Source organism: Herbaspirillum huttiense, assembly GCF_004367745.1.
GTDB lineage: Bacteria > Pseudomonadota > Gammaproteobacteria > Burkholderiales > Burkholderiaceae_D > Herbaspirillum > Herbaspirillum huttiense.
In genome coordinates, this window is the sequence record NZ_CP037993.1 from 258886 (window position 1) to 282446 (window position 23561).

20 protein-coding genes are annotated in these 23561 nt (G+C 63.3%); 17 read left to right on the forward strand and 3 right to left on the reverse strand.

Annotated features, from left to right (window positions below; translation table 11 throughout):
• The first annotated feature begins 48 nt into the window (after window positions 1–48).
• The 13 genes from otsB (at window position 49) to E2K99_RS01305 (ending at window position 14991) form a co-directional block, all read left to right on the forward strand.
• Window positions 49–795, forward strand: a complete 747-nt coding sequence (gene otsB, locus E2K99_RS01245; RefSeq protein WP_034329435.1) for a trehalose-phosphatase — start codon at window positions 49–51, stop codon at window positions 793–795.
• 84 nt (window positions 796–879) lie between these two features.
• A complete protein-coding gene (locus E2K99_RS01250; RefSeq protein WP_134221083.1) occupies window positions 880–2769 on the forward strand; it encodes a glycoside hydrolase family 15 protein in 1890 nt (629 codons plus the stop codon).
• Entirely contained in the window at window positions 2769–4163 is a 1395-nt protein-coding gene (otsA, locus tag E2K99_RS01255; RefSeq protein WP_039785232.1) for an alpha,alpha-trehalose-phosphate synthase (UDP-forming), read from the forward strand. The genes E2K99_RS01250 and otsA overlap by 1 nt, the downstream gene beginning before the upstream one ends.
• A 178-nt stretch (window positions 4164–4341) precedes the next feature.
• The gene (locus tag E2K99_RS01260) at window positions 4342–4698 is read left to right on the forward strand and encodes an FmdB family zinc ribbon protein (protein ID WP_134221084.1); all 357 of its coding nucleotides are present in this window, start codon (window positions 4342–4344) and stop codon (window positions 4696–4698) included.
• A 19-nt stretch (window positions 4699–4717) separates the two neighbouring features.
• Entirely contained in the window at window positions 4718–5353 is a 636-nt protein-coding gene (locus E2K99_RS01265; RefSeq protein WP_034329425.1) for a DUF502 domain-containing protein, read from the forward strand.
• A 96-nt stretch (window positions 5354–5449) separates the two neighbouring features.
• On the forward strand, window positions 5450–7255 hold the full coding sequence (gene aspS, locus E2K99_RS01270) for an aspartate--tRNA ligase (RefSeq protein ID WP_017451842.1): 1806 nt from the start codon (window positions 5450–5452) through the stop codon (window positions 7253–7255).
• A gap of 285 nt (window positions 7256–7540) precedes the next feature.
• Complete coding sequence (locus tag E2K99_RS01275; protein ID WP_134221085.1) at window positions 7541–8842, forward strand: MFS transporter; 1302 nt, start codon at window positions 7541–7543, stop codon at window positions 8840–8842.
• Between the two features lie 8 nt (window positions 8843–8850).
• A complete protein-coding gene (locus E2K99_RS01280) occupies window positions 8851–10080 on the forward strand; it encodes a metal-dependent hydrolase family protein (protein WP_134221086.1) in 1230 nt (409 codons plus the stop codon).
• Between the two features lie 120 nt (window positions 10081–10200).
• A complete protein-coding gene (locus E2K99_RS01285) occupies window positions 10201–11106 on the forward strand; it encodes a LysR substrate-binding domain-containing protein (RefSeq protein WP_134221087.1) in 906 nt (301 codons plus the stop codon).
• 51 nt (window positions 11107–11157) lie between these two features.
• Complete coding sequence (nudB, locus tag E2K99_RS01290) at window positions 11158–11661, forward strand: dihydroneopterin triphosphate diphosphatase (protein ID WP_121043062.1); 504 nt, start codon at window positions 11158–11160, stop codon at window positions 11659–11661.
• A gap of 54 nt (window positions 11662–11715) precedes the next feature.
• Complete coding sequence (locus tag E2K99_RS01295) at window positions 11716–12513, forward strand: endonuclease/exonuclease/phosphatase family protein (protein ID WP_039785241.1); 798 nt, start codon at window positions 11716–11718, stop codon at window positions 12511–12513.
• Between the two features lie 2 nt (window positions 12514–12515).
• Window positions 12516–13679: a phospholipase D-like domain-containing protein gene (locus tag E2K99_RS01300; protein WP_134221088.1), complete on the forward strand. Its 1164-nt coding sequence runs from the start codon at window positions 12516–12518 to the stop codon at window positions 13677–13679.
• 136 nt (window positions 13680–13815) lie between these two features.
• Complete coding sequence (locus E2K99_RS01305; protein ID WP_039785245.1) at window positions 13816–14991, forward strand: acetyl-CoA C-acetyltransferase; 1176 nt, start codon at window positions 13816–13818, stop codon at window positions 14989–14991.
• 85 nt (window positions 14992–15076) lie between these two features.
• On the opposite strand, the gene E2K99_RS01310 is transcribed toward E2K99_RS01305, so the two are convergent.
• The 3 genes from E2K99_RS01310 to E2K99_RS01320 form a co-directional block, all read right to left on the reverse strand.
• Window positions 15077–15535, reverse strand: a complete 459-nt coding sequence (locus E2K99_RS01310; protein WP_134221089.1) for a hypothetical protein — start codon at window positions 15533–15535, stop codon at window positions 15077–15079.
• A 104-nt stretch (window positions 15536–15639) separates the two neighbouring features.
• The gene (locus E2K99_RS26030) at window positions 15640–16683 is read right to left on the reverse strand and encodes a phospholipase D-like domain-containing protein (protein ID WP_276321814.1); all 1044 of its coding nucleotides are present in this window, start codon (window positions 16681–16683) and stop codon (window positions 15640–15642) included.
• A gap of 26 nt (window positions 16684–16709) precedes the next feature.
• Complete coding sequence (locus E2K99_RS01320; protein WP_134221090.1) at window positions 16710–19610, reverse strand: type VI secretion system Vgr family protein; 2901 nt, start codon at window positions 19608–19610, stop codon at window positions 16710–16712.
• 184 nt (window positions 19611–19794) lie between these two features.
• Between E2K99_RS01320 and E2K99_RS01325 the strand changes: the two genes are divergently transcribed.
• The 4 genes from E2K99_RS01325 to E2K99_RS01340 all read left to right on the forward strand — a co-directional run bounded on the left by E2K99_RS01325 (window position 19795) and on the right by E2K99_RS01340 (window position 23441).
• Entirely contained in the window at window positions 19795–20169 is a 375-nt protein-coding gene (locus E2K99_RS01325; protein ID WP_039785255.1) for an RNA-binding S4 domain-containing protein, read from the forward strand.
• Window positions 20170–20252: 83 nt separating this feature from the next.
• Window positions 20253–20714, forward strand: a complete 462-nt coding sequence (locus tag E2K99_RS01330; RefSeq protein WP_134224000.1) for a hypothetical protein — start codon at window positions 20253–20255, stop codon at window positions 20712–20714.
• Between the two features lie 217 nt (window positions 20715–20931).
• Window positions 20932–21633, forward strand: coding sequence for a TetR/AcrR family transcriptional regulator (locus E2K99_RS01335; protein ID WP_034329398.1), 702 nt, complete (start codon window positions 20932–20934; stop codon window positions 21631–21633).
• A 17-nt stretch (window positions 21634–21650) separates the two neighbouring features.
• A complete protein-coding gene (locus E2K99_RS01340) occupies window positions 21651–23441 on the forward strand; it encodes an acyl-CoA dehydrogenase C-terminal domain-containing protein (protein ID WP_034329395.1) in 1791 nt (596 codons plus the stop codon).
• The last annotated feature ends 120 nt before the right edge of the window (window positions 23442–23561 follow it).

Sequence of the window (23561 nt, forward strand, 5' to 3'; positions counted from 1 at the left end):
TTCGAGGGCCACCCGGAACTTATTTGCTTTCCATCAACCTGAAATGGCATGACTGAGCACATTCGCCCCTACGATGTCGCTGCCGATGCGTTGTTTCTGGACTTCGACGGCACCCTGGTCGACCTGGCGCCCCAGCCTGAAGAGATCGTGGTGCCGCCGGAGCTGATCACGCTCCTGCAGCGCATCCAGCAAGAATCGGACGGCGCGCTGGCCATCGTCAGCGGCCGTCCGCTCGATCAACTGGATTTCTTCCTGGCCCCGCTGCGCCTGCCTGCGGCCGGTGTGCATGGTGCCGAGCGGCGCACGGCCGATGGCCGCATCCTGCAGCAACCGGTGCCGGACGTGCATCACCTGCGCGAGCGCCTGCTGCCGCTGGTGGAGTCGCATCCCGGCCTGCAGCTGGAACTCAAGCGCGGCGCACTGGCCCTGCATTACCGCCACGCCGCCCATCTGGAACAGCGCTGCGTGGAGACCATGATGGACGCGCTGCGCCATGAACCGGGCTTCACCTTGCTGCACGGCAAGATGGTGGTGGAAGCCAAGCCGCACATCAACAAGGGCGACGCCGTCGCCGCTTTTCTGCATGAGGCCCCGTTCCGGGGCCGCCGTCCGGTCTTCATCGGCGATGACGTGACCGATGAAGCCGGCTTTGCCATCGCCCAAGGTGAAGTCTTCGGCGGATTTGGCATCAAGATCGGCGCCGGCCCCAGCCAGGCCCTGCAACGCCTGGCCGATCCAGCCGCCGTGCTGGACCTGCTGCGCCAGAGCGTGGAGGTACGCAGCACCCCCGGATAGCCTTCGTACCGGCCTGTTTGCCGGCCCCGCAGCACATCGCCTTCCATCAAGAAATCTGACCCACAGAACAGAGCACGAGGAACCATGAGCCAGCCCAGCCCCGATCCGCATCAAGAAGCGCAACCGCAACCCCACTCCCAGACGCAGCATTCCGAACAACCGCACCTGGCCGCCCAGGCGCACGACATGCCCTCGACCTCCTCGCTGGAACTGGGCGTGATCGGCAATTGCGCCTTCTCGGCCTTGGTGGACAAGATGGGCCGCATCGTCTGGTGCTGTCTGCCACGTTTCGATGGCGACCCGGTCTTCAATGCGCTGCTCGACCCTACCGACAGCGGGGCACTGTGGGCCTTCCAGCTGGAGAATTTTTCCCACAGCGAGCAGTGGTATGAACCCAATACCGCCGTGCTGCGCACCCGCCTGTACGACACGCTGGGCCAGGGCATCGAGATCACTGACCTGGCACCGCGCTTTCAGAGCCGCGGCCGCTTCTTCCGGCCGCTGCAGCTGGTACGCCGCATCCATCCGCTCTCGGGCGCGCCGCGCATGCGCGTGGTGCTGCGTCCCAAGTTCGACTGGGGCCGCGAAGTGCCGCCGCAGACGCGCGGCAGCAACCACATCCGCTATGTCGGCCAGGAGCAGACCCTGCGCCTCAATACCGATGCGCCCATCAGCTACATCGTCGACGAGACCGCCTTCGTGGTCAGCCGCCCCTACAACTTCATCCTTGGTCCGGACGAAACCCTGCATGGCGGCATCAACGATACCGCCCGAGATTTCGAGCAGGAAACCACCGCCTACTGGCGCAACTGGAGCCGCGCCCTGGCTACGCCGCTGGAGTGGCAGGATGCCGTCATCCGCGCCGCCATTACGCTGAAATTATCGGTGTATGAAGATACGGGCGCGATCATCGCCGCCATGACCACCAGCGTGCCCGAAGCACCGGGCAGCCAGCGAAACTGGGACTACCGTTATTGCTGGCTGCGTGACGCTTTCTTCGTGGTGCGTGCCCTCAACAGTCTCTCCGAGCTGGGCACCATGGAAGACTACCTGCGCTGGCTGACCAATGTGGTGGTGCGCTCCGGCGGCGGCCACGTGCAGCCCCTGTACGGTATCGGCCTGGAAGAAGCGCTGCCCGAGCAGATCCTGGATCACCTGCCGGGCTACCAGCATCACCAGCCGGTGCGCGTGGGCAATCAGGCGTATGAACATTTCCAGCACGACGTCTACGGCAACATCGTGCTGGGTGCGGCGCAGGCCTTCCACGACATGCGCCTGCACCATCGCGCAGGGGCCGAACACTTCCAGCATCTGGAAGCCGTGGGTGAACGTGCTTATGAAGTCTACAACCAGCCCGATGCCGGCATGTGGGAGCTGCGTACCCGCTCGCGCATCCATACCTCGTCGGCGCTCATGAGCTGGGCCGCCTGCGACCGCCTGGCCAAGATCGCCGCCCGCGTGGACCTGCCCGAGCGCGCCCGCTACTGGGGCGACCGTGCCAAGGAAATCGGCGACCGCATCCTCACCGAAGCCTGGAATGAACAGCGCCAGGCCTATGCCGAAAGCTTCGGCGGACGCGACCTCGATGCCAGCGTGCTGCTGATGGTGGAAGTGGGCCTGATCTCGCCCACCGATCCGCGCTTCATCTCCACCGTGGAAGCGCTGGAGAAATCGCTCTGCGACGGCCCCTACATGCGCCGCTACGAAGCCCCGGATGATTTCGGCCGTCCCGAGACTGCCTTCAACATCTGCACCTTCTGGCGCATCGACGCGCTGGCGCGCATCGGCCGCAAGGAGCAGGCGCGCGAGATCTTCCAGGCCATGCTGGATGCCCGCAACCACCTGGGCCTGCTGTCCGAGGATACGCATCCGGTCACGCGCCAGATGTGGGGCAACTTCCCGCAGACCTATTCGATGGTGGGCATCATCAACTGTGCGATGCGCCTGTCGGCGTCATGGGAGGCGGTGATCTGATGGGCAGACTCGTCGTCGTTTCCAATCGCCTCGCCGATCCCCGCAAGCCGGCTGCCGGCGGGCTGGCCGTCGCGCTTGGCGAGACCCTCAAGAAGACTGGCGGACTCTGGTTCGGCTGGAGCGGCAAGGTGGTCGAGAACGGCACGCCCGGCGAGGGCGAGCTGCGCGTCAACCAGGCCGGCCCGGTCACCCTGGCCGAACTCGATCTGTCGCAGGAAGACCATGACGCCTACTATCGCGGCTACGCCAATGGCGTGCTGTGGCCGGTCTTCCACTATCGGCTGGACCTGGCGCATTTCGAGGCGGGTCACCTGGGCGGTTATCGCCGGGTCAATCAGCTCTTCGCGCGTAAATTGTTTCCGCTGTTGAAGCGCGATGACATCGTCTGGATCCACGATTACCACCTCATCCCGCTGGCCGCCGAACTGCGCGCCATGGGCTGCGAGGCGCGCATCGGCTTCTTCCTGCACATCCCGCTGCCGCCGCCGCCCATCCTGACTGCCATCCCTTCGCATGAATGGCTCATGCGCGCACTGTTTGCCTATGACCTGGTGGGCTTCCAGAATCACGCCGACCTGCAGCACTTCGCCCAGTACGTGCAGGCCGAAGCGACCGCCGAGCCGGTCGGCCCGAACCAGTTCCGCGCCTTCAACCGCACGGTGCATGCCAATGCCTTCCCGATCGGCATCGACGTGGCCGAATTCCAGCGCCTGGGCCAGGCCAAGGAAGCGCGCGATACTTATGAAAGCACCAAGGCCGAGTACTCACGCCGGCGCTTGCTGATCGGCGTGGACCGGCTGGATTATTCCAAGGGCCTGCCGCAGCGCATCCGCGCCTTCCGCGAGCTGCTGCGCCTGTATCCGGAAAATCGCCACAGCGCCACCTTGCTGCAGATCGCCTCGCCCAGCCGTGAAGACGTGGAAGCCTACGGCGACATCCAGCGCGAGCTGGAAAGCCTGTGCGGCTCCATCAACGGCGACTTCGGCGACTTCGACTGGATGCCGATCCGCTACATCCACCGTACCGTGGCGCGCCGCCGCCTGCCGGGTTTGTACCGTGCCTGCGCGGTGGCCCTGGTCACGCCGCTACGTGACGGCATGAACCTGGTGGCCAAGGAATTCGTCGCCTCCCAGGACCCGGACGATCCGGGTGTATTGGTGTTGTCGCGCTTTGCCGGGGCGGCCGAGCAGATGAAACAGGCGCTCATCATCAATCCCTACGACACCCACGGTGCCGCCCAGGTGATCCAGCAGGCCCTGCAGATGTCGCAGGGCGAGCGGCGCGAGCGCCATGCCGCACTGATGGAGAACATCCGCCAGTTCGACGTGCATTGGTGGTGTCGTGAATTTCTTGACACCCTGCGCAGCAGCCGCGCCGCCCCTGTTGAGGGATAAGACGGGAGCAGGCCACCGGCAGGGCAGGGTGGTGAATAAACTTTCCAAAAAGCAAATCTTTGCCTGGTGCGAGGCCCGAGCCGTCGCGCCAGCGCATCGCCTGCGCGGGCAGGTTCACTAAAACTCCGCCAAAAGCCTTTATAATTCAGGGTTTTGGAAGTTTTTTGCGGAGTTTGTCATGCCCATTTATGCGTATCGCTGCGAAGCGTGTGGTTTTGCCAAGGATGTCTTGCAGAAGATCTCTGACGATGCGTTGACCGTTTGCCCCTCCTGCAACAAGGACAGCTTCCGGAAGCAGCTGACTGCGGCCGGCTTCCAGTTGAAGGGTTCGGGCTGGTACGTGACCGATTTCCGGGGCAATGGCAGCGGCACGGCCAACAGCAAGGGTGCCAATGGCACCGGCATTGCCGGCTCAGCTGACGCCCCCGCTGAGCCTGCCGATGCACCTGCTGCTGCAGCTGCTCCGGCCGCTGCGCCCGCACCGGCACCGGCGGCGGCTGCCCCTGCGGCAGCGTCCACCCCCAGCGCCAGCTAACGAGGCCTTCCTTTCCCCCATGCGCAAATACTTCATTACGGGTCTGCTGATCCTGGTCCCCCTGGCGATCACGCTGTGGGTACTGAACCTGATCATCAGTACCATGGACCAGTCGCTGCTGCTGCTGCCGGAGGCCTGGCGGCCGGCGCACTGGCTGGGCCACAACATTCCCGGCCTGGGCGCGATCCTGACGCTGCTGATCGTCTTCCTCACCGGCCTGGCCGCGCGCAATTTCATCGGCCGCCGCCTGGTGCTGCTGTGGGAAGGCCTGCTGACCCGCATTCCGGTGGTGAAGTCGATCTATTCCAGCGTCAAGCAGGTCTCCGATACGCTGTTCTCGCCCTCCGGCAACGCCTTCCGCAAGGCCGTGCTGATCCAGTACCCGCGCCAGGGTTCGTGGACCATCGCCTTCCTGACCGGCGCGCCCGGTGGCGAGGTCAAGAACCACCTGCAGGGTGACTTCATCAGCGTGTATGTCCCTACCACCCCCAACCCGACTTCCGGTTTCTTCCTGATGCTGCCGCGTGCCGATGCCATCGAGCTCGACATGTCGGTGGATGCAGCCCTGAAGTACATCGTCTCCATGGGCGTGGTCGCCCCCGAGATGGTCACCGACAAGAAGATCATCACCGACGCGGCGGCGCCGAAGAATTGAGGGGGCGGCCGGCAGTCCGCTGCCCGGCCAGCCCCGCCTTCGCCCTTAGCGTCTTCTCTGAAATCCAACAAGAACACTGTCAACGGAATCACAACCATGTCCATGCGAACCCAATACTGTGGCCTCACTACCGAGGCACTGCTCGGCCAAACCGTCAGCCTGTGCGGCTGGGTGCACCGTCGCCGCGATCACGGCGGCGTGATCTTCATCGACCTGCGCGACCGCGAAGGCCTGGTCCAGGTGGTCTGCGACCCGGATCGCGCGGATGTCTTCAAGAATGCCGAATCGGTGCGCAACGAGTTCTGCCTGCGCATCACCGGCCTGGTGCGCAACCGTCCGGAAGGCACCACCAACGCCAACCTGAAGTCGGGCAAGATCGAAGTGCTGTGCCACGAACTGGAAGTGTTGAACCCGTCGGTGACGCCCCCGTTCCAGCTCGATGACGACAGCCTGTCGGAGACCACCCGCCTGACCCACCGCGTGCTGGACCTGCGCCGTCCGCAGATGCAGAACAACCTGCGCCTGCGCTACAAGGTCGCCATGGAAGTACGCAAGTTCCTGGATGCACAAGGCTTCATCGACATCGAAACCCCGATGCTGACCAAGTCCACCCCGGAAGGCGCACGCGATTACCTGGTGCCCTCGCGCGTGAACGCCGGTGAATTCTTCGCCCTGCCGCAATCGCCGCAGCTGTTCAAGCAGCTGCTGATGGTGGCCAACTTCGACCGCTACTACCAGATCACCAAGTGCTTCCGCGACGAAGATCTGCGTGCTGACCGCCAGCCGGAATTCACCCAGATCGACTGCGAAACCTCCTTCCTGAACGAACAGGAAATCCGTGACCTGTTCGAAGGCATGATCCGCCTGGTCTTCAAGAACGCGCTGGACATCGACCTGCCGAACCCGTTCCCGGTGATGGACTTCGCCACCGCCATGGGCATGTATGGTTCGGACAAGCCGGACATGCGCGTCAAGCTCGAATTCACCGAGCTGACCGATGTCATGAAGGACGTGGACTTCAAGGTCTTCTCGGGCGCTGCCAACAGCGAAGGCGGCCGCGTGGTCGGCCTGCGCGTGCCGGGCGGTGCTGAAATGCCGCGTTCGGAAATCGACGCCTACACCCAGTTCGTCGCCATCTACGGCGCCAAGGGCCTGGCCTACATCAAGGTCAATGAAAAGGCCAAGGGCCGTGACGGCCTGCAGTCGCCCATCGTCAAGAACATCCACGATGCGGCCCTGAACGCCATCCTGGAAAAGACCGGCGCACAAGACGGCGACCTGATCTTCTTCGGTGCCGACAAGGCCAAGGTGGTCAACGATGCCATCGGCGCGCTGCGCGTGAAGATCGGCCACAGCGAATTCGGCAAGAAGAACGGCCTGTTCGACGACGCATGGCGTCCGCTGTGGGTGGTCGACTTCCCCATGTTCGAATACGACGAAGACGGCCAGCGCTGGGTCGCCCTGCACCACCCGTTCACCTCGCCCAAGGATGGCCACGAAGACTTCATCTCGACCAACCCGGGTGCGGCCATCGCCAAGGCCTACGACATGGTCCTGAACGGCTGGGAACTGGGCGGCGGTTCGGTCCGTATCCACCGCGCCGACGTGCAGAGCAAGGTGTTCCGCGCCCTGAAGATCGATGACGAAGAAGCCCGCCTGAAGTTCGGCTTCCTGCTGGACGCCCTGCAATACGGCGCGCCCCCGCACGGCGGTATCGCCTTCGGCCTGGACCGTCTGGTCACCATGATGGCCGGTGCCGAATCGATCCGCGACGTGATCGCCTTCCCCAAGACCCAGCGCGCCCAGTGCCTGCTGACCCATGCCCCGTCGGAAGTGGACGAGAAGCAGCTGCGCGAGCTGCACATCCGCCTGCGCAATACCGAGCCGGCAGTGAAGGCCTGATCGATTCATCGATTCGACATTCAGCTCCGTATCGATTCATCGATGGGGTTGATGAATCGATGAGGGCAGCAACAAGAAGCGCGTGCAGAAATGCACGCGCTTTTTTCATTCCGGCAGCGGATTCCTAAACGATATAAACAATATAAAAATTTAAGGCGAAAAATCGCCAAATCATTTACGCATGCATGCGCACAGAGCATGGCGGCATGCACAGATATCATTTCCGCCCGTCACCCGCTGACCCTATTATCGGCCGCATATCAACGTCTGACATGAGGGGAGAGCATGCAAGCAACGACATTACCAGCCGGCGGGATTCCGGTGGTGACCAATCACCAGCGCCGCCGCGCGATCATTGCCACCGTGATCGGCAATGGTCTCGAATGGTTCGATTTCACCGTCTACAGTTTCTTCGCGGTGATCATTGCCAAGCTGTTCTTCCCGACCGGTAACGACCTGACCTCCCTGCTGCTGGCGGTGGCCACCTTCGGTGTCGGCTTCTTCATGCGCCCGGTGGGCGGCATCTTGCTCGGCATCTACGCCGACCGCGTGGGCCGCAAGGCGGCGCTGTCAGTCACCATCCTGCTCATGGCGGTGGGCACCACCATGATCGGCCTGGCACCGACCTACGAGAGCGTGGGCCTGTTCGCCCCGCTCATCATCGTCGTGGCGCGCCTGCTGCAAGGCTTCTCGGCCGGCGGCGAAATGGGCAGCGCAACTGCCTTCCTGACCGAATATGCGCCCGAGCGTGAACGCGCCTATTACTCCAGCTGGATCCAGGCCAGCATCGGCGTGGCCGTGCTGCTGGGTGCAGCCGTCGGTACCTTCGTCACCACCAGCCTGGATCCGCAGGCGCTGGCCAGCTGGGGCTGGCGACTGCCCTTCCTGCTGGGCATCATCATCGGCCCGGTGGGTTACTACATCCGCAATCACCTCGAAGAAACCCCGACCTTCCTGGAAGAAAAGGACAAGACCGATTCGCCCTTGAAGGAAGTGATCCGCAACTTCCCGCGCGAGACTTCGGCCAGCTTTTCGATGGTGATCCTGTGGACGGTCTGTACCTATGTGCTGCTGTTCTACATGCCGACCTACTCGGTCAAGGTCCTGAAGCTGCCGCAGACCACCGGCTTCATCGCCGGCATGGTCGGTGGACTCTGCATCATGGTGCTGGCCCCCATCGTCGGCCGCCTGGCTGACCGCATCGGACGCCGTCCGTTGCTCTCCGGTGCCGCCGCGCTGATCCTGCTGCTGGCCTATCCCATGTTCGCTTACATCAACAGCGCGCCCAGCCTGTCCACGCTGCTGATCTTCCAGCTGGTCTTCGGCACCCTGATTGCGGCCTATACCGGCCCCATCCTGGCGGCCTTCTCCGAACTGTTCCCGGCCAAGGTGCTTTCCACCGGCCTGTCGGTGGCCTACAACCTGGCCGTGACCATCTTCGGCGGCTTTGCTTCCTTCTTCATCACCTGGCTGATCGCTGCCACCGGCAACAACATGGCCCCGGCCTTCTACGTGATGATCGCCGCTGCCATCAGCTTCGTCGGCACCCGCTTCGTGCGTGAGCCGCAGTACCTGCAACAACACTGAAATTCGCCATGACCAAGATTCTCCTGAAGGGCGGCAACGTCCTCGACCCGGCCCTGGGCAGCCTGTTCCCGCGCCATGATGTCCTGATTGAAAAAGACCGCATCATCGATGTCTCCGCCACCCCGCTGGAGGTGAGCGGCGCACGCGTGATCGACGTCACCGGCAAGACCGTCATGCCCGGCCTGATCGATTGCCACGTGCACGTGCTGGCCTCGCTGGCCAACCTGGGCCTGAATGCCTTGCAACCCGGCTCGCTGACTTCGATTCGCGCCTTGCCCATCGTCGAAGCCATGTTGAATCGCGGCTTCACCAGCGTGCGTGATGCCGGTGGTGCCGACTGGGGCCTGGCGCAAGCCATCGCCATCGGCCTGGTACCGGGACCGCGCATCTTCCCCTCGGGCAAGGCGCTGTCGCAGACTGGTGGCCATGGCGATTTCCGGCCGCGTTCCGATGTGCTGGAGCCGTGCTCCTGCGCCTTCCGCGCCGGTGCCATTGCGCGCGTGGCCGATGGTGTGGATGCCGTGCGGCTGGCTGCCCGCGAAGAATTGCAGAAGGGCGCAACCCAGATCAAGATCATGGCCTCGGGCGGCGTCGCTTCGCCGACCGACCCCATCGGCAATACCCAATACAGCGAAGATGAAATCCGCGCCATCGTGGCCGAAGCCGAAGCCGCGCAGACCTACGTGATGGCGCATGCCTACACCGGCCGCGCCATTGCCCGTGCCGTGCGCTGCGGCGTGCGCACCATCGAGCACGGCAACCTGGTCGATGCCGAGGCCGCACGCGTGATGCGCGAGCACGGTGCCTTCGTGGTGCCCACGCTGGTCACCTACGATTCGCTGGCCCGTGATGGCGCGCGCCTGGGCCTGCCGCCGGATTCGGTGGCCAAGATCGAATCGGTGCGCCAGGCCGGCCGTGACTCGCTGCGCATCTATGCCGAGCACGGCGTGCAGATGGGCTTCGGCTCGGACCTGCTGGGCGAGATGCATCAGGATCAATCGACCGAATTCCTGATCCGCGCCGAGATCCTGGGCAACCTGGAAACCATCCGCTCGGCCACCTCGATTGCCGCTGCGATCCTGCAGCGCGAAGGCGAATTGGGCACCGTGCGCGCCGGTGCGCTGGCCGACCTGATCGTGGTCGACGGCAATCCGCTGCAAGACATCACGCTGCTGACCGGCCAGGGTGAACACCTGTCGCTGGTCATGCAATCCGGCCACATCCACCGCAGCCGCTGATCGCCGGCACTGCGTCGTTTGCGCCGCAGCTTTCCGCACCTCATGGGAAAGCTGCGGCGGGCATGCTTTTCGCTCTACCATCTCGACCTGGATGAGACCTTTCGAGCCGGAGCGCCGACCATGCGTATATCGCCCCTTCCCCCATTACCTTCGCTGATCGCCTTCGAGGCGGCCATGCGCCATGGCAGCTTCACCCGCGCGGCGGCTGAACTGCACCTCACGCAAAGCGCCATCAGCCGCCAGATCGCCCAGCTGGAGCGCTTTCTCGGCAAGAAGCTGTTCCTGCGCGAGCCGCGCGCGTTGCGCCTGACGGTGAGCGGCCAGCGCTATGCCGCGCTGGTGCAGCGCCTGCTGGTCGATTGCGCTGAAGCCACTGAAGACATCATGAAGCGCAAGGGCCATCAGGAACTGACGGTGGCCTGTTCGCAGGGGGTGGCGGTGCTGTGGCTGACACCTCGCCTGGCGCGGTTTCGCGCCCAGCATCCGGATTGCCACCTGCGCCTGGTGGTCAATGACAGCCTGGCCCAGCTGTCCGAAACCGATTTCGACATGGGCATCTACTTTCTGCGCGATGGCCCGCCCTCGGGCCTGGCGGTGCGCCGCCTGTATGACGAGGAAGTGTTCCCGGTCTGCTCCCCGGCCTATCTGAAGGGCCGCACGCTGGCCCCTGCCGACCTGCCGCAGGAGACCCTGCTGATGCTGGAGGACGGGCAGCGTCAGTGGATGTCCTGGCAGAACTGGCTGGCGCACAACGGGGTGGACGATGTGCGCATCGAACAGCAGATACTGTCGAACCAATATCCGGTGCTGTTGCAACTGGCCATGGAAGGGCAGGGTATCGTGCTGGCCTGGCGTCACATGATCGACGCCTGCATGGAACAAGGGCTGCTGGTGCGCGCCTGTGAAGCCAATGCCAGCTTGGGCGGCGGTTATTATGCGGTGTGGCCGCGCGACCGCATCGAGCATGCAGCGGCACGGGCCTTTCGCAGCTGGCTGGTGGCCGAGAGCGAAGCCTCGCTGCTCTGAAACGCTGCCGTCCCGATACAATGGAGCCTTTCCCGCATCACGGACAGGCCCATGACGCAAGCCAAGCCCTACAAGATTCCCGAATCGGTGCTGGTGGTGATCCACAGCGCCGATCAATACGTGTTGTTGATCGAACGGGCCGACCAGCCCGGCTTCTGGCAATCGGTGACCGGTTCCAAGGATGCCCTTGATGAGCCCTTGTCGGAGACCGCCCGACGCGAGGTGGAGGAAGAAACCGGCATCGTGGTGGCCGACACCGGCGTAGACTCCTTGCAGGACGGCGGAAACCGCGTGCCTCGCGCGCATCTGCGCGACTGGCAACTTTCCAACATCTATGACATCTATCCGGTCTGGCGGCACCGCTATGCGCCGGGCGTGACGAGAAACACCGAACATGTCTTTGGCTTGCTGGTGCCCCGTGATATTCCGGTGACGCTGGCCCCGCGCGAGCACACCCGTCATGTCTGGCTGCCGTATCGCGAGGCGGCCGACCGCTGTTTCTCGCCCTCCAATGCGGAAGCGATCCTGCAGTTGCCGCGCTATCTGGCGACCTAGCCAGCGTCTTGCGCGGGACCGCCACCGGACAAGAACAAGAGAAAGGTTGCATCGATGAAGCTGCGCGTTGCCACATACAACATCCACAAGGGCGTGACCTCCTTTGCCGGCCGCCCGCGCATCCTGGCGCTGAAGCAGGCGCTGGCACAACTGGATCCGGACATCCTGTTCCTGCAGGAAGTGCAGGGCCGCCACGACCTCAACGCCCTGCGCCACGCCTCCAACTGGCCGCAGCAGGGGCAGCATGAATATCTTGCCGGTGATACCCACCACGCCGCCTACGGCATGAATGCCGTGTATGACCATGGCCATCATGGCAATGCGCTCATTTCGCGTTTTGAAATCGCTTCCATCCGCAACCAGGATGTGTCGGACCATGCCTATGAGTCACGTGGCATTCTGCATTGCGTGGTGCCCATCGAAGGGGTGGAGGTGCATTGCTACGTGATTCACCTGGGGCTGTTCGCAGGGGGCCGTCGGCGCCAGATCGATGCGCTGATCCAGGCCGTGAGCACCTCCTCGCCGCCGGATGCGCCCTTGCTGATTGCCGGTGATTTCAATGACTGGACCAACCAGTTGAGCCGCACGTTGTACCAGAACCTGGGCGTGACCGAAGTGTTCGATCAGCCGCAGCCCAATGCGCGCGGCGTGATGCATGGCTTGCGCCGACTCGGTGGCTTGTCGGCACCGATCCGCCCGGCACGGACTTTTCCGGCCATGATGCCGTGGCTGCGATTGGACCGCATCTATGTGCGAGGTTTCCGCGTGGAAATGGCGGAGGTCCTCAAGGATGGCCCCTGGGCGCGCCTGTCGGACCATGCCCCGATCGTGACCGAACTGCAGCTGGCCTGATCTTGCGCCACCTCACCTTTACTGACGGCAACCAGATTGCGCTGCTGCACAGTGGCGCGGGGTTCTATCCCGCCCTGATCAGCGCCATCGACGCGGCACGCGTCGAGATCTATCTGGAAACTTATATTTTTTCGCTCGACGATACGGGGATGCTGGTCTGCGAAGCCCTGCAAAGAGCCGCCGGACGCGGCGTTGTGGTCTATGTCATCAATGACTGGCTCGGCACCGGACGCGAAAATACTAACAAATTGCGCCTTGCCCTGACGGCGGCCGGGGTGCAGCATCGCTCCTTCAATCCCTGGTTCCGGCGCGGCGTGGCGCGCAGCCATCGGAAGCTGTGCGTGGTGGATCGGCAGGTGGCTTTCGTTGGCGGGCTCAACATCAATGACGACATGGTCTCCGACCGTGACCACATCACCGCGCTGCCCGCACCGCGCTGGGATTTCGCCGTGAGCGTGCTCGGGCCGCTGGTGCAGGACATCTATCGTGAAGTGCAGGCGCAATGGCTGCGTGTGGGGCGCATGAAACTGAAGGCGCGCTGGCGCAACTTCAAGCGCCTGCGCCATGGCCATCCGGGTCCTGTGCATGACCAGACCCAGGCCGCGCTGGTGGTGCGCGACAATTTCCGCAACCGGCGCACCATCCAGCGCGCCTATCTGCAGGCGCTGGGGCGTGCGCGCGAGACCGCCTTCCTCGCCAATCCCTATTTCGCGCCGGGCCGCAAGATGCGCCGTGCGCTGGAAGAAGCCGCCATGCGCGGAGTGAAGGTGACCTTGCTGCTGGGCGTGGGACAGTTCGTGATGCAGGATGCGGTGGCGCATTCCTTCTATCCCAAGCTCCTGCGCGCGGGCGTGCGCATCATCGAATACACCCATACGGAACTGCACGCCAAGGTGGCCGTGGTGGATGACAAATGGGCCACCGTGGGATCGAGCAACTATGACGGCCTCTCGCTGTTCGTCAATCAGGAAGCCAACGTGGTGGTGCAGGATCCGGCATTCGCCGCTTACCTGCGCCAGGAGATCGAAGCCGGTGCGGCCGGGGGGCGGGTGGTGCACCTGTCGGACTTCCTGCACGTGCCCTGGTACAAGCGGGCGGCGTATGGTGCAGCCTTCCTCTTGTATCGCACGGTAATTCACATCATCACGCTCGGAAAGGACGCTTGAGACTTTTTGCCGGGTGTTTGATTTACCGAAAATTCACCATATCGCGTTCCAAGCTGAAATCGAATAAGATGACCATCCCGGTTTTCGAAGGACAGCCGTGCGCGGCTTCCTGCCATTTCAATAAAAGGAGCGAGTTATGGATGATGTGGTCATTGTCGCAGCACAGAGAACGGCGATCGGCAAATTCGGCGGATCCTTGTCGAAGATTGCGGCGGCCGATCTGGGTGCGCAAGTCATCAAGGCCCTGCTGGCCAAGACCGGCATCAAGCCGGAAGCCATCAGCGAAGTCATCCTCGGCCAGGTGCTCACGGCTGGCCTGGGCCAGAACCCGGCGCGCCAGTCGGTCATCAAGTCGGGCCTGCCTGACATGGTCCCGGCCTTCGTGGTCGGCAAGGTCTGCGGCAGCGGCCTGAAGGCGGTGCAGCTGGCGGCGCAGGCGATTCGCTGCGGCGACGCCCAGATCGTCATCGCCGGTGGCCAGGAAAACATGAGCGCCTCGCCGCACGTGCTCAACAACTCGCGTGACGGCTTCCGCATGGGCGATGCCAAGCTGACCGACACCATGATCGTCGATGGCCTGTGGGACGTCTACAACCAGTACCACATGGGCATCACCGCCGAGAACGTGGCCAAGAAGTTCGAGATCAGCCGCGAAGAGCAGGACGCCTTCGCAGCTGCCTCGCAGAACAAGGCTGAAGCGGCGCAGAAGGCCGGCAGGTTCAAGGATGAGATCGTGCCCATCGAGATCAAGGGCAAGAAGGAAACCGTGGTCTTCGATACCGATGAATTCGTCAAGCACGGCGTGACTGCCGAAGCCCTGGCGGGTCTGCGTCCGGCCTTCGACAAGGCCGGCACGGTGACCGCCGGCAACGCCTCCGGCATCAACGATGGTGCGGCGGCAGTGGTGGTGACCTCGGCCAAGCTGGCCGCGGAACTGGGTCTGCCGGTGCTGGCCAGGATCAAGGCGTATTCCTCGGCTGGCCTGGATCCCAGCATCATGGGCATGGGCCCGGTGCCGGCATCGCAGCTGACCTTGAAGAAGGCCGGCTGGACGCCGCAGGATCTGGACCTGATGGAAATCAACGAAGCCTTCGCCGCGCAAGCCATTGCGGTGAACAAGCAGATGGGCTGGGACACCAGCAAGATCAACGTCAATGGCGGCGCCATCGCCCTGGGCCACCCCATCGGTGCCTCGGGCTGCCGCGTGCTGGTGACGCTGCTGCATGAGATGGTGCGCCGTGATGCCAAGAAGGGCCTGGCGAGCCTGTGTATCGGTGGCGGCATGGGCGTGGCGCTGGCGGTGGAGCGTTGAGCCTGTTGATGCGCTTGTCGTGATGAAGAAACGCCGGCTTTTCAGCCGGCGTTTTTCTTTGGGGCAAGATCGGGAGGCCCGCCGATCAGCTTCCTTTTGCCATTGGTTCTTCCGCACTGAAATTGCGGATCGTGATGGCTTTGCGGCCTGAGGGCAGGGGCTGATTCGCTTGATCCAGCCATTGCCATTCAATTTCTTTCGGAGAGATCTCCAGCCCGCGATCACGTGGATCGGGGAAGGGCTGCCCTTCTTCGACATAGGCTTGGCGGTTCCACTGGTTGAAGACCTTGGCCAGCGGATGGGCCGGATCAATTCGTCCGTGCCAGATACCGGTAGCGGGTGCAGGAAGCAAGCCTGTGGCGCGCAGTTCGCGTGAAGGAACGGGGATCTCGCGCAGCACGCCTTGGGGGACGCGCCAGTCTGGGACATGTCGTGCAGCTGGCGCTTTGGGAACCGGTATGCCGAGATAGTGGAAACGAAGAACGCCAGACTCTTTTGTGATGTCGTCAGGGGGAGTGAAGGATTCGCCCTGCTCGTAGTGCATGGGTACCTGAGCGTTATTCCAGGCGACTTGGCGGGGGGTGTAGGGTTTGACTAATTGGGCGATCCAATAACCGCTGATGACGGCATTGGTGTTTGGATGCTGGATCAGAGGGCCACCTTGTGGCTCGTCAGGGAGGGCAAAGCCGTCGGGGATGCGCGAACCTTCAGGCCAGCCGGTGGCGAACGCAGATCGTGTACCCGCTGGATTTTCTGATCAGCCGTGGCCACCCGATTCCAGGCATCCACGAAATTCTTGCTCACGCTGATGAGCGCCTCGCCGCAAATGCGGCAAGCGTAATCTTGGAATGGCTTCAATCCGGGTAGAGCGTCCCCGCCTCCTTCCCATGATGCGCCCCGGCGCGGATCGTGAAACAGATGCCGGCGCGTGTCCCAGTAGTCTGTCACGCTGTTCAAGCCCATCACATAGCCGACCGCATGTTCACCGTTGGCATGGGCATAGTCGATCAGTATCGTTTTTTGATGAGCAGTCGATGCCTGAACCAGGGAGTGATGTTCCGTGATCGTAAGCTTGGTCGATTTCTCCTCTTTGAGACTTTCCCGGACCTTGTCGGCATTGCCAGCACGGACCTTGAAAGTGAGATGAGCATGCGTGCCATGGGTCGCTTCAAAGAACCACAGTGCATTGAAATAGCTGCGGCGCTCCTGCGGTGTGAGACCGGCTTCGTGCGGCTTGCCGGAAAGGCGCTCCTTGTCCCGGATGCTCTTGAGCATCTTCGCGTCGAGCTCGTCGTAGCCGGGCGTATTCTTCGCCATGCCCGAGATCGGGCTCTCGTTCCAGCACAGCACCCTTACATCGACCGGCTTGTCGTTGTTGTGCTTGCCGGCCGCAACCTCCCTGAGCAAATCCCCCCAGGTCGGACCGCGCGGCCAGGTGTTGCCCTTGCGTTCCAGTTCCATGGCAGGGTCGAAGCCCCAGCAGATGATTTCCACGCTGTGCCGCGCCTGGCGGATGTCTTGCAAGATGCGAGCAAAGCCCTCTTCGCCGCAGATCAATACTTCAAGCTGGTTGGCGTGATAGATCGGGGAATGGCTGTCTTCTGCGCGCTCCAGCAGCCATTGCGCCGTTGCGGTAGCACTACGTTTGCGCAGGTCGATAGGAACGCTGCCTGGGTGGTAGGTCTGTGTCATGGCGATGATCCAAAAAGGGAAGGGGTTCAGGCGCCGGCATGGCGCAGGCGGCTGTCTGCGTCCGCTTCTGTGCTGCGGTAGCCCGAGGCCGCCAGTTGCTGGTCCAGTGCACTGATCTGTTCGTGGACCGGTAAATCAAAGCAGTAGCCATTGGGGAGCTTGACCGAGTAGCTGTCGTCGCCCGGCTGATGGCCTTCGATCCGTAATCGCCCGGCCGCGTCAGTGACGCCCACGGCGATCTGCGCCCCCTGCTTGAAGAGCGTATAGGGTTGGTGTGCCAGCGGCCTGCCATCGCGCACATGACTGCGCAGGCGGACCATCAAGCTGGCGCTCTGTTGCAGTTCTTCAAAGGTAGGCGGTGGCGCTATCTCCGGTGGCGGACAATTGGCCGGACCCAGCACATTGTGTTCGGCAGCCTGTTGCCGCCACTGTCCGCTGGTGCCGTGTTCGATGAGGCTGGCATTCCAGCGGCTGAAGCTGCCGCCGCCATGGATTTGCGTGTCATCGCGCGAACGGATGCTGATCTTCGGGGCCTGCAGGATGATTTCTTCGCTGGCCTCCAGCAGGATGCGTCGCGCAGCCTGAAGCTCGACGTGTTCTTCGTGCGCCTGCACCTTGACACTGCCCTTGCCGCTGATCAGCTTCATGTGCTTGCCGGCAAAGGCAGCGAACATTTCTCCTGCCCGCATCAGCAATTTGCTTCCGGCATTGAGCTGGGTATTGTCCCGGCTGACCAGGTCGATATGCCGGGACGCGCCCAGCACCATGGTGTCCTGGCTCGTCACGCTCACGCCGGCCGGTGCGTCGAGGGCGACCATGGGTGCCGCAGCGTGCCTCGTGCCGCCGGCCGCTTCGCTCGCGTCCCATGCCTGCAGCTGCTTCCTGATACGCTCCAGCTGCGCCAGATCGGTCACTTCTGCGTGGTACCTGGCGGCATCCTGGCTCAGGCGCTGCGCCAGTTCCTCCAGACTGTGCAGGGTGTCCAGCAGGGCCTCGCGCTCCAGCATGCGGCCGCGCCCCCGGTCCTGTGCTTGTGCCGTAATGAGGATGCCTTCGGCCCCACGCAGGACGCCATGCCCATCCGTGCGCGCCTCCAGTCCCTCGCCACGATCATCTCCCTGTCCGTCGTGACGCGGCTCGGTGAGATAACCCAGATTGATCTGGCTGTGCTGGTGCTCGCTGGCCAGTTGCGTGCTGATCTGTCCGGGTGTGTCATCCAGCCGCAGCTGGTTGTAGCGGACGCCTTCGATCTCCTTGCTCTTGATCCCCGAGAGGAAGCGATTGCCGGGCAAGCCGCCGTTGTGGCTGAAGCGCGCCGGATGGTTGATGCCGTTGTGCAGGACACCGGCGACGAACATCTTGTCCGGATCACCCCCAAGAAAATCGATCAGCACTTCCATGCCGACCCGCGGCACCGCATCGTGCCCATAGCCTGCCCCGGCCCAGGCGCTCGATACCCGCACAAATGCGCTATCCCGTTCCTGCCCGCTGGTGCCCGCACCTTGCGCATGGACATGGTCTTGCGCATGCAAGCCCTGCAGTTGCACCTTGATGCGGCCCAGTTCGTCGCAGTACACCTCCTCGTTGGCAGGCCCGACTACCAGTGCGGTGACCGGATGCACGGCCGGCAGATGCAGCCGGGGATCGTAATGCGGTGCCAGCGGCGCGCTGCGGCGGCGGCAGCTGAGCTGGTTGCGGTAGCGCATGTCCGCTGCGCCCTGTACATCGGCTTGCCAGGTGGAGGCGGGCAGCAGGCGGTCGATCGCATCCTGCAACGCTTTGGGGAAATTGTTTTCGGCTTGCTGCCGCAAGGAGGTCACGATGAATTCGCGCAAGGTGCGATCTTGGCCGTGCATGTCCGGATGCCCTTCCAGCTCGAACCAGTGCCCCACCGCCAGATCGCGCACCGTACCGCTGGCCTCGAAGGATTCGCTGCGGCCCTCGTGCGCCAGCATGCGGGCATCGGCCAGGCGCAAGTGATCTTGCGGGCCATCCGCAGCGTGAGGGGCCTCGATCAACCCGTCATTCAGGATGGCCGCCAATGCCCGGCCGGTATCGCCCTGGTCGATCACGCTGTGGCTGGCGGCTTCCTCCACGCGCACCGCCTTGTAGTCCCAGCTGCCGCGCCATACGCGACCCGGCACCAGGCTGCGCTGGCGGCTCCATGCGCTGATGGTGTCGCGCTCCTCGGTGGCACCCTCGCGGTGGTAACGCACCGTACCGGCAAGGGCCCGGGGCAGCAGGGCGGACTGATCGCAGAACACCAGCGTATGCATTGGTACGTCTGCATGCGCTGTCCTGCCGGTATTGGCAGCCGGCTGGGGGCTGGCCACATACCAGGCAATGCCCTCGCGCCGGCAGAGCCGCCTGATGAAGTGCGCATCGGATTCGTTGAACTGATGGCTGATCTCGCGCATCGGATAACGGCGATCTTCCAGGCCATCCAGATCGAAGTGAAACGCCGTCGCCAGTGCGGGGCTGCGCTGACGCCATTCACCGAGCATGATCTCCAGGATGCGCGGCACGCTCAGTTGACGGAAGACGCGGGTGTTGATGCGCTCCTCCATGATCGACAGCGCGTCCTTGAGCGTGAGCTGGTAGACCCGCAGCGCACCATCGGCCTGGCCGGCGCGCGCCTCGGTGATGATCCCGTTGGTGTGATGCAGAGCGCCGCGGTCAGTCACCATCTCGATGCCCAGCGGCTGTCCGAGCAGGGCCTGCAGCGGCAGTTCAGGATCGCTGGACACGCAGGTCAGCTTCGCCTGCAGCCCTTCCAGACAAGCTTCTTCGATGTCGACCCGCTGCACCAGCAGCCATTGCGCGAAATAAGTTTCCTGCGCTCGCCAGCGTAGCCTGAGGGGACGGTGTTGCTGCGAGAGTACGACGCCGGCAAATGCCGCAGCGATGGTCTGGAATTGATCTGTCATGGCGGAATGGACAGGCAGCGACAAGCGTGGTCAGAAAAACTGGCCAGCATAGTGACGCTGATCCACCAAGGCAGAGATTCACCAAAGAAAGGAAGTGAATCCCGATTTTCTTGAGCAAATGATTCAAAAAATATCGATAATTACCGCTACTCACTAAGCATCACTGACCACTTCTCATCCCGACATGGACACCACCCGCATCGACAAATGGTGCTGGGCCGCACGCTTCTTCAAGACGCGGTCTCAGGCCACCGAAGCCGTGGAGCGCGGCCGCATCAAGCTCAACGGCGAGCGCACCAAGCCCGCCCACAACGTCAGGAACGGCGACCGCCTGGACATCGACAACGGTTCCACCGAATGGGAAGTGCTGGTCACCGGCATCGCCGACAAGCGCGGCTCTGCCGCCATTGCCGCCACCCTCTATCAGGAGACCGAAGAGAGCATCACGCGCCGTGCCGCGCTGGCCGAACGCCATCGCCTCTTCCGCGAACCCTCGGCCGAGATCAAGGGACGCCCCACCAAGCGTGACCGCCGCCTGCTCGACCGTTCCTCCTCCTGATCCCGCCGCAGCGCTGGCTCGTTGTAAGATGAAGGCCGTTTTCCCCGGCCTGTCTTTTCTCCAACCCAGGTGCAAAGGTGCAGATGTCTCAGGTGGTCTCTTCCGAATCGATGCAGTCCGTCCCCGTAGCCCGGCCCCTGCGCAAGGAGTGCCCGCCCGGTGCCTGCGATTGCCAGCGTGAGGCGCTGCTGGAATGCCTGCACGCGCCGGAAGCCCGCGTGCTCTGGCTTACCCGTGAAGAAGAAAAACGCCTGATCGAACGCATCACCCGCGTCAGCACCTACGACGAGCTGCTGCATGTGGGCAGCCTCATGCGCAAGAACCTCGGCATCCACCTGCACATCAGCCCTGGTGCCAACGAGGTGCGCACCGTGCGCGGCCTGCAGATCCACCTGGCCGAGCAGCCCGGCCTGTGCCGCAAGACGCGCGACACCATCCCGGCGGCCATCCGCAAGTGCCTGGAAAACAACCCCACCATCGTCTACGCCCTGCTCGACGCCCACGACCTGCTGGGCGCCGCCAGCCCCCCTCCCGAGTCCGCCTGAAGGCTTGCCGCGCAGCAAAAATCCGTGCCACAAGACAGCCCGATTTTTTGTTTGACATTTGCGGCGCGATGAATAATAGTACGATCGTTCGAATAAATTCTGCATGAAGATAAATTCATGTCAGGTTATCCAGGGCACAAGACAGCGGACCCCGAGCCGCGCCCGTCGAACCGGTTCCTTCCCGTCGCCGCCTGCGGCGGATATCAAAGAGACAACGATGACTGAGACAAGCAAGGTGACCACCGCGCCCGCCCGGCCCAAGTTCCTGCGCAAGGGCGAGCAGACCCGCGCTGCCATCCTGGATGTGGCGCTGGAGCTGGCCAGCCGTGATGGCCTGGAAGGGCTCACCATTGGCCTCCTGGCCGAAAAGATGAAGATGAGCAAGTCCGGCGTCTTCGCCCATTTCGGCTCGCGCGAGGACCTGCAGATCGAGGTCGTGCGCCTGTACCACAACCGCTTCGAGCAGGACGTGTTCTATCCCTCCATCAAGGAGCCGCGCGGCCTGCCGCGCCTGGAAGGCATGTTCGCGCGCTGGATCAAGCAGGTCACGGTGGAAATCGCCCTGGGCTGCATCTACATCAGCGGCGCGGTCGAGTATGACGACCGCCCGGGCGCCATCCGCGATCACCTGGTGGCCATGGTCCAGGCCTGGCGCGATGCGCTGGAACGCTGCATCAAGCAGGCCATGGAAGCCGGCCACCTGCGCACCGACATCGAGGTCAGCCAGATGGTCTATGAAATGTATGGCCTGATCCTGGCCCTGCATCACGATGCGCGCTTCCTGCACATTCCCGGCAGCGTCGAACGCGCCGAGGCCAGTTTCCGCCGTCTGATCGACAGCTACCGCCCGCAGGGCAGCGACAGCGCCAGTACCAGCGCCCCCAAGAATTCCAAATCGGCTGCCAGGAAGGCAGCGTAACCCGTCCGGAGACATTCATGCCCCAATACAACGCCCCCTTGCGCGACATGCAATTCGTGCTGCACGAGCTGCTCAATGTCGAGGAAGTGTTCAAGGAACTGCCGCCCCACGCCGACACCAACCGCGAACTGGTGGACCAGGTGCTGGAAGAGGGCGGCAAGTTCGCCTCGCAGGTCCTGTTCCCGCTGAATCATTCGGGGGACCGCGAGGGCTGTCATTTCGATCGCGAGAGCAAGGCCGTGACCACGCCCAAGGGTTTCAAGGAAGCCTACAAGCAATACGTGGAAGCCGGCTGGGCGGCATTGTCCTGTGATCCGGACTTCGGCGGCCAGGGTCTGCCGCTGACGATCAACAATTCCTTCTACGAGATGCTGAACTCGTCCAACCAGGCCTGGACCATGTACCCCGGCCTGTCGCACGGCGCCTACGAGTGCCTGCATGCGCACGGTTCGGATGAACAGAAGCAGCTCTACCTGCCCAAGCTGGTCTCGGGCGAATGGACCGGCACCATGTGCCTGACCGAAGCCCATTGCGGCACCGACCTGGGCCTCCTGCGCAGCAAGGCCGAGCCGCAGGCCGATGGATCCTACAAGATCACCGGCAACAAGATTTTCATCTCCGCCGGTGAAAACGACGTGTCCGCCAATATCGTTCACCTGGTCCTGGCCCGTCTGCCCGATGCGCCCGAAGGTTCGAAGGGGATTTCACTTTTCCTGGTTCCCAAGTTCCTGCCCAATGCCGACGGCTCCCTGGGCGCGCGCAACCCGATCTTCTGCGGTGCCATCGAAGAGAAGATGGGCATCCACGGCAACGCCACCTGCCAGATGAACCTGGACGGCGCCACCGGCTGGCTGATCGGCCAGCCGCACAAGGGCCTGCAGGCCATGTTCGTGTTCATGAACGCAGCCCGCCTGGGCGTGGGCATGCAAGGCCTGGGCCTGACCGAAGTGGCGTACCAGAACGCCCTGGTCTACGCCAAGGACCGCCTGCAGATGCGCAGCCTGTCCGGCATCAAGGCCGCCGACAAGCCGGCCGATCCGATCATCGTGCATCCGGACGTGCGCCGCATGCTGCTGACCGCCAAGGCCTTCGCCGAAGGTGGCCGTGCTTTCACCTCCTATGTCGCGCTGGAGCTGGACAAGGAACTGACCCACCCCGATGAGCAGGTGCGCAAGGACAGCGCCGACATCGTGGCCCTGCTGACCCCGGTGGTGAAAGCCTTCCTGACCGACAACGCCTGGATGGCCACTTCCGAGTGCCTGCAGGTCTACGGCGGCCACGGCTACATCGCCGAGTGGGGCATGGAGCAATATGTGCGCGATGCCCGCATCAACATGATTTATGAAGGAACCAACACCATCCAGTCGCTGGACCTGCTGGGCCGCAAGATCCTGATGGACAACGGTGCCAAGCTGAAGAAATTCGGCGCGCAGATCCAGGCCTTCGTGGAAGAGCACGGTACCGATGAGTCCATGTCCGAGTTCATCACCCCGCTGGCCGACATCGGCGACAAGGTGACCAAGCTGACCATGGAAATCGGCATGAAATCCTTCGCCAACCAGGATGAAGCCGGTGCGGCTGCGGTGCCCTACCTGCGCGTGGTGGGCCACCTGGTGTTCTCCTACCTGTTCGCCCGCATGGCCAAGATCGCGCTGGAAAAGCAGGACAGCGGCGACGCCTTCTACACCGCCAAGCTGGCCACGGCGCGCTTCTACTTCGCGCGCCTGCTGCCGGAAACCGCGATGCTGATCCGCCAGGCCCGTTCGGGTGCGGCCAACCTGATGGCGCTGGACGCAGAACTGTTCTGATCGCAACACCACGCCGCGCGCGGGCTGCACGCCTGCACGCGGCGTTGATCCAACGCAATGCGGCCCGTGACGGCGTCACGCGGGCGTCACTGCGGCAGGGCATGCTGTGAGCCGCCGCAC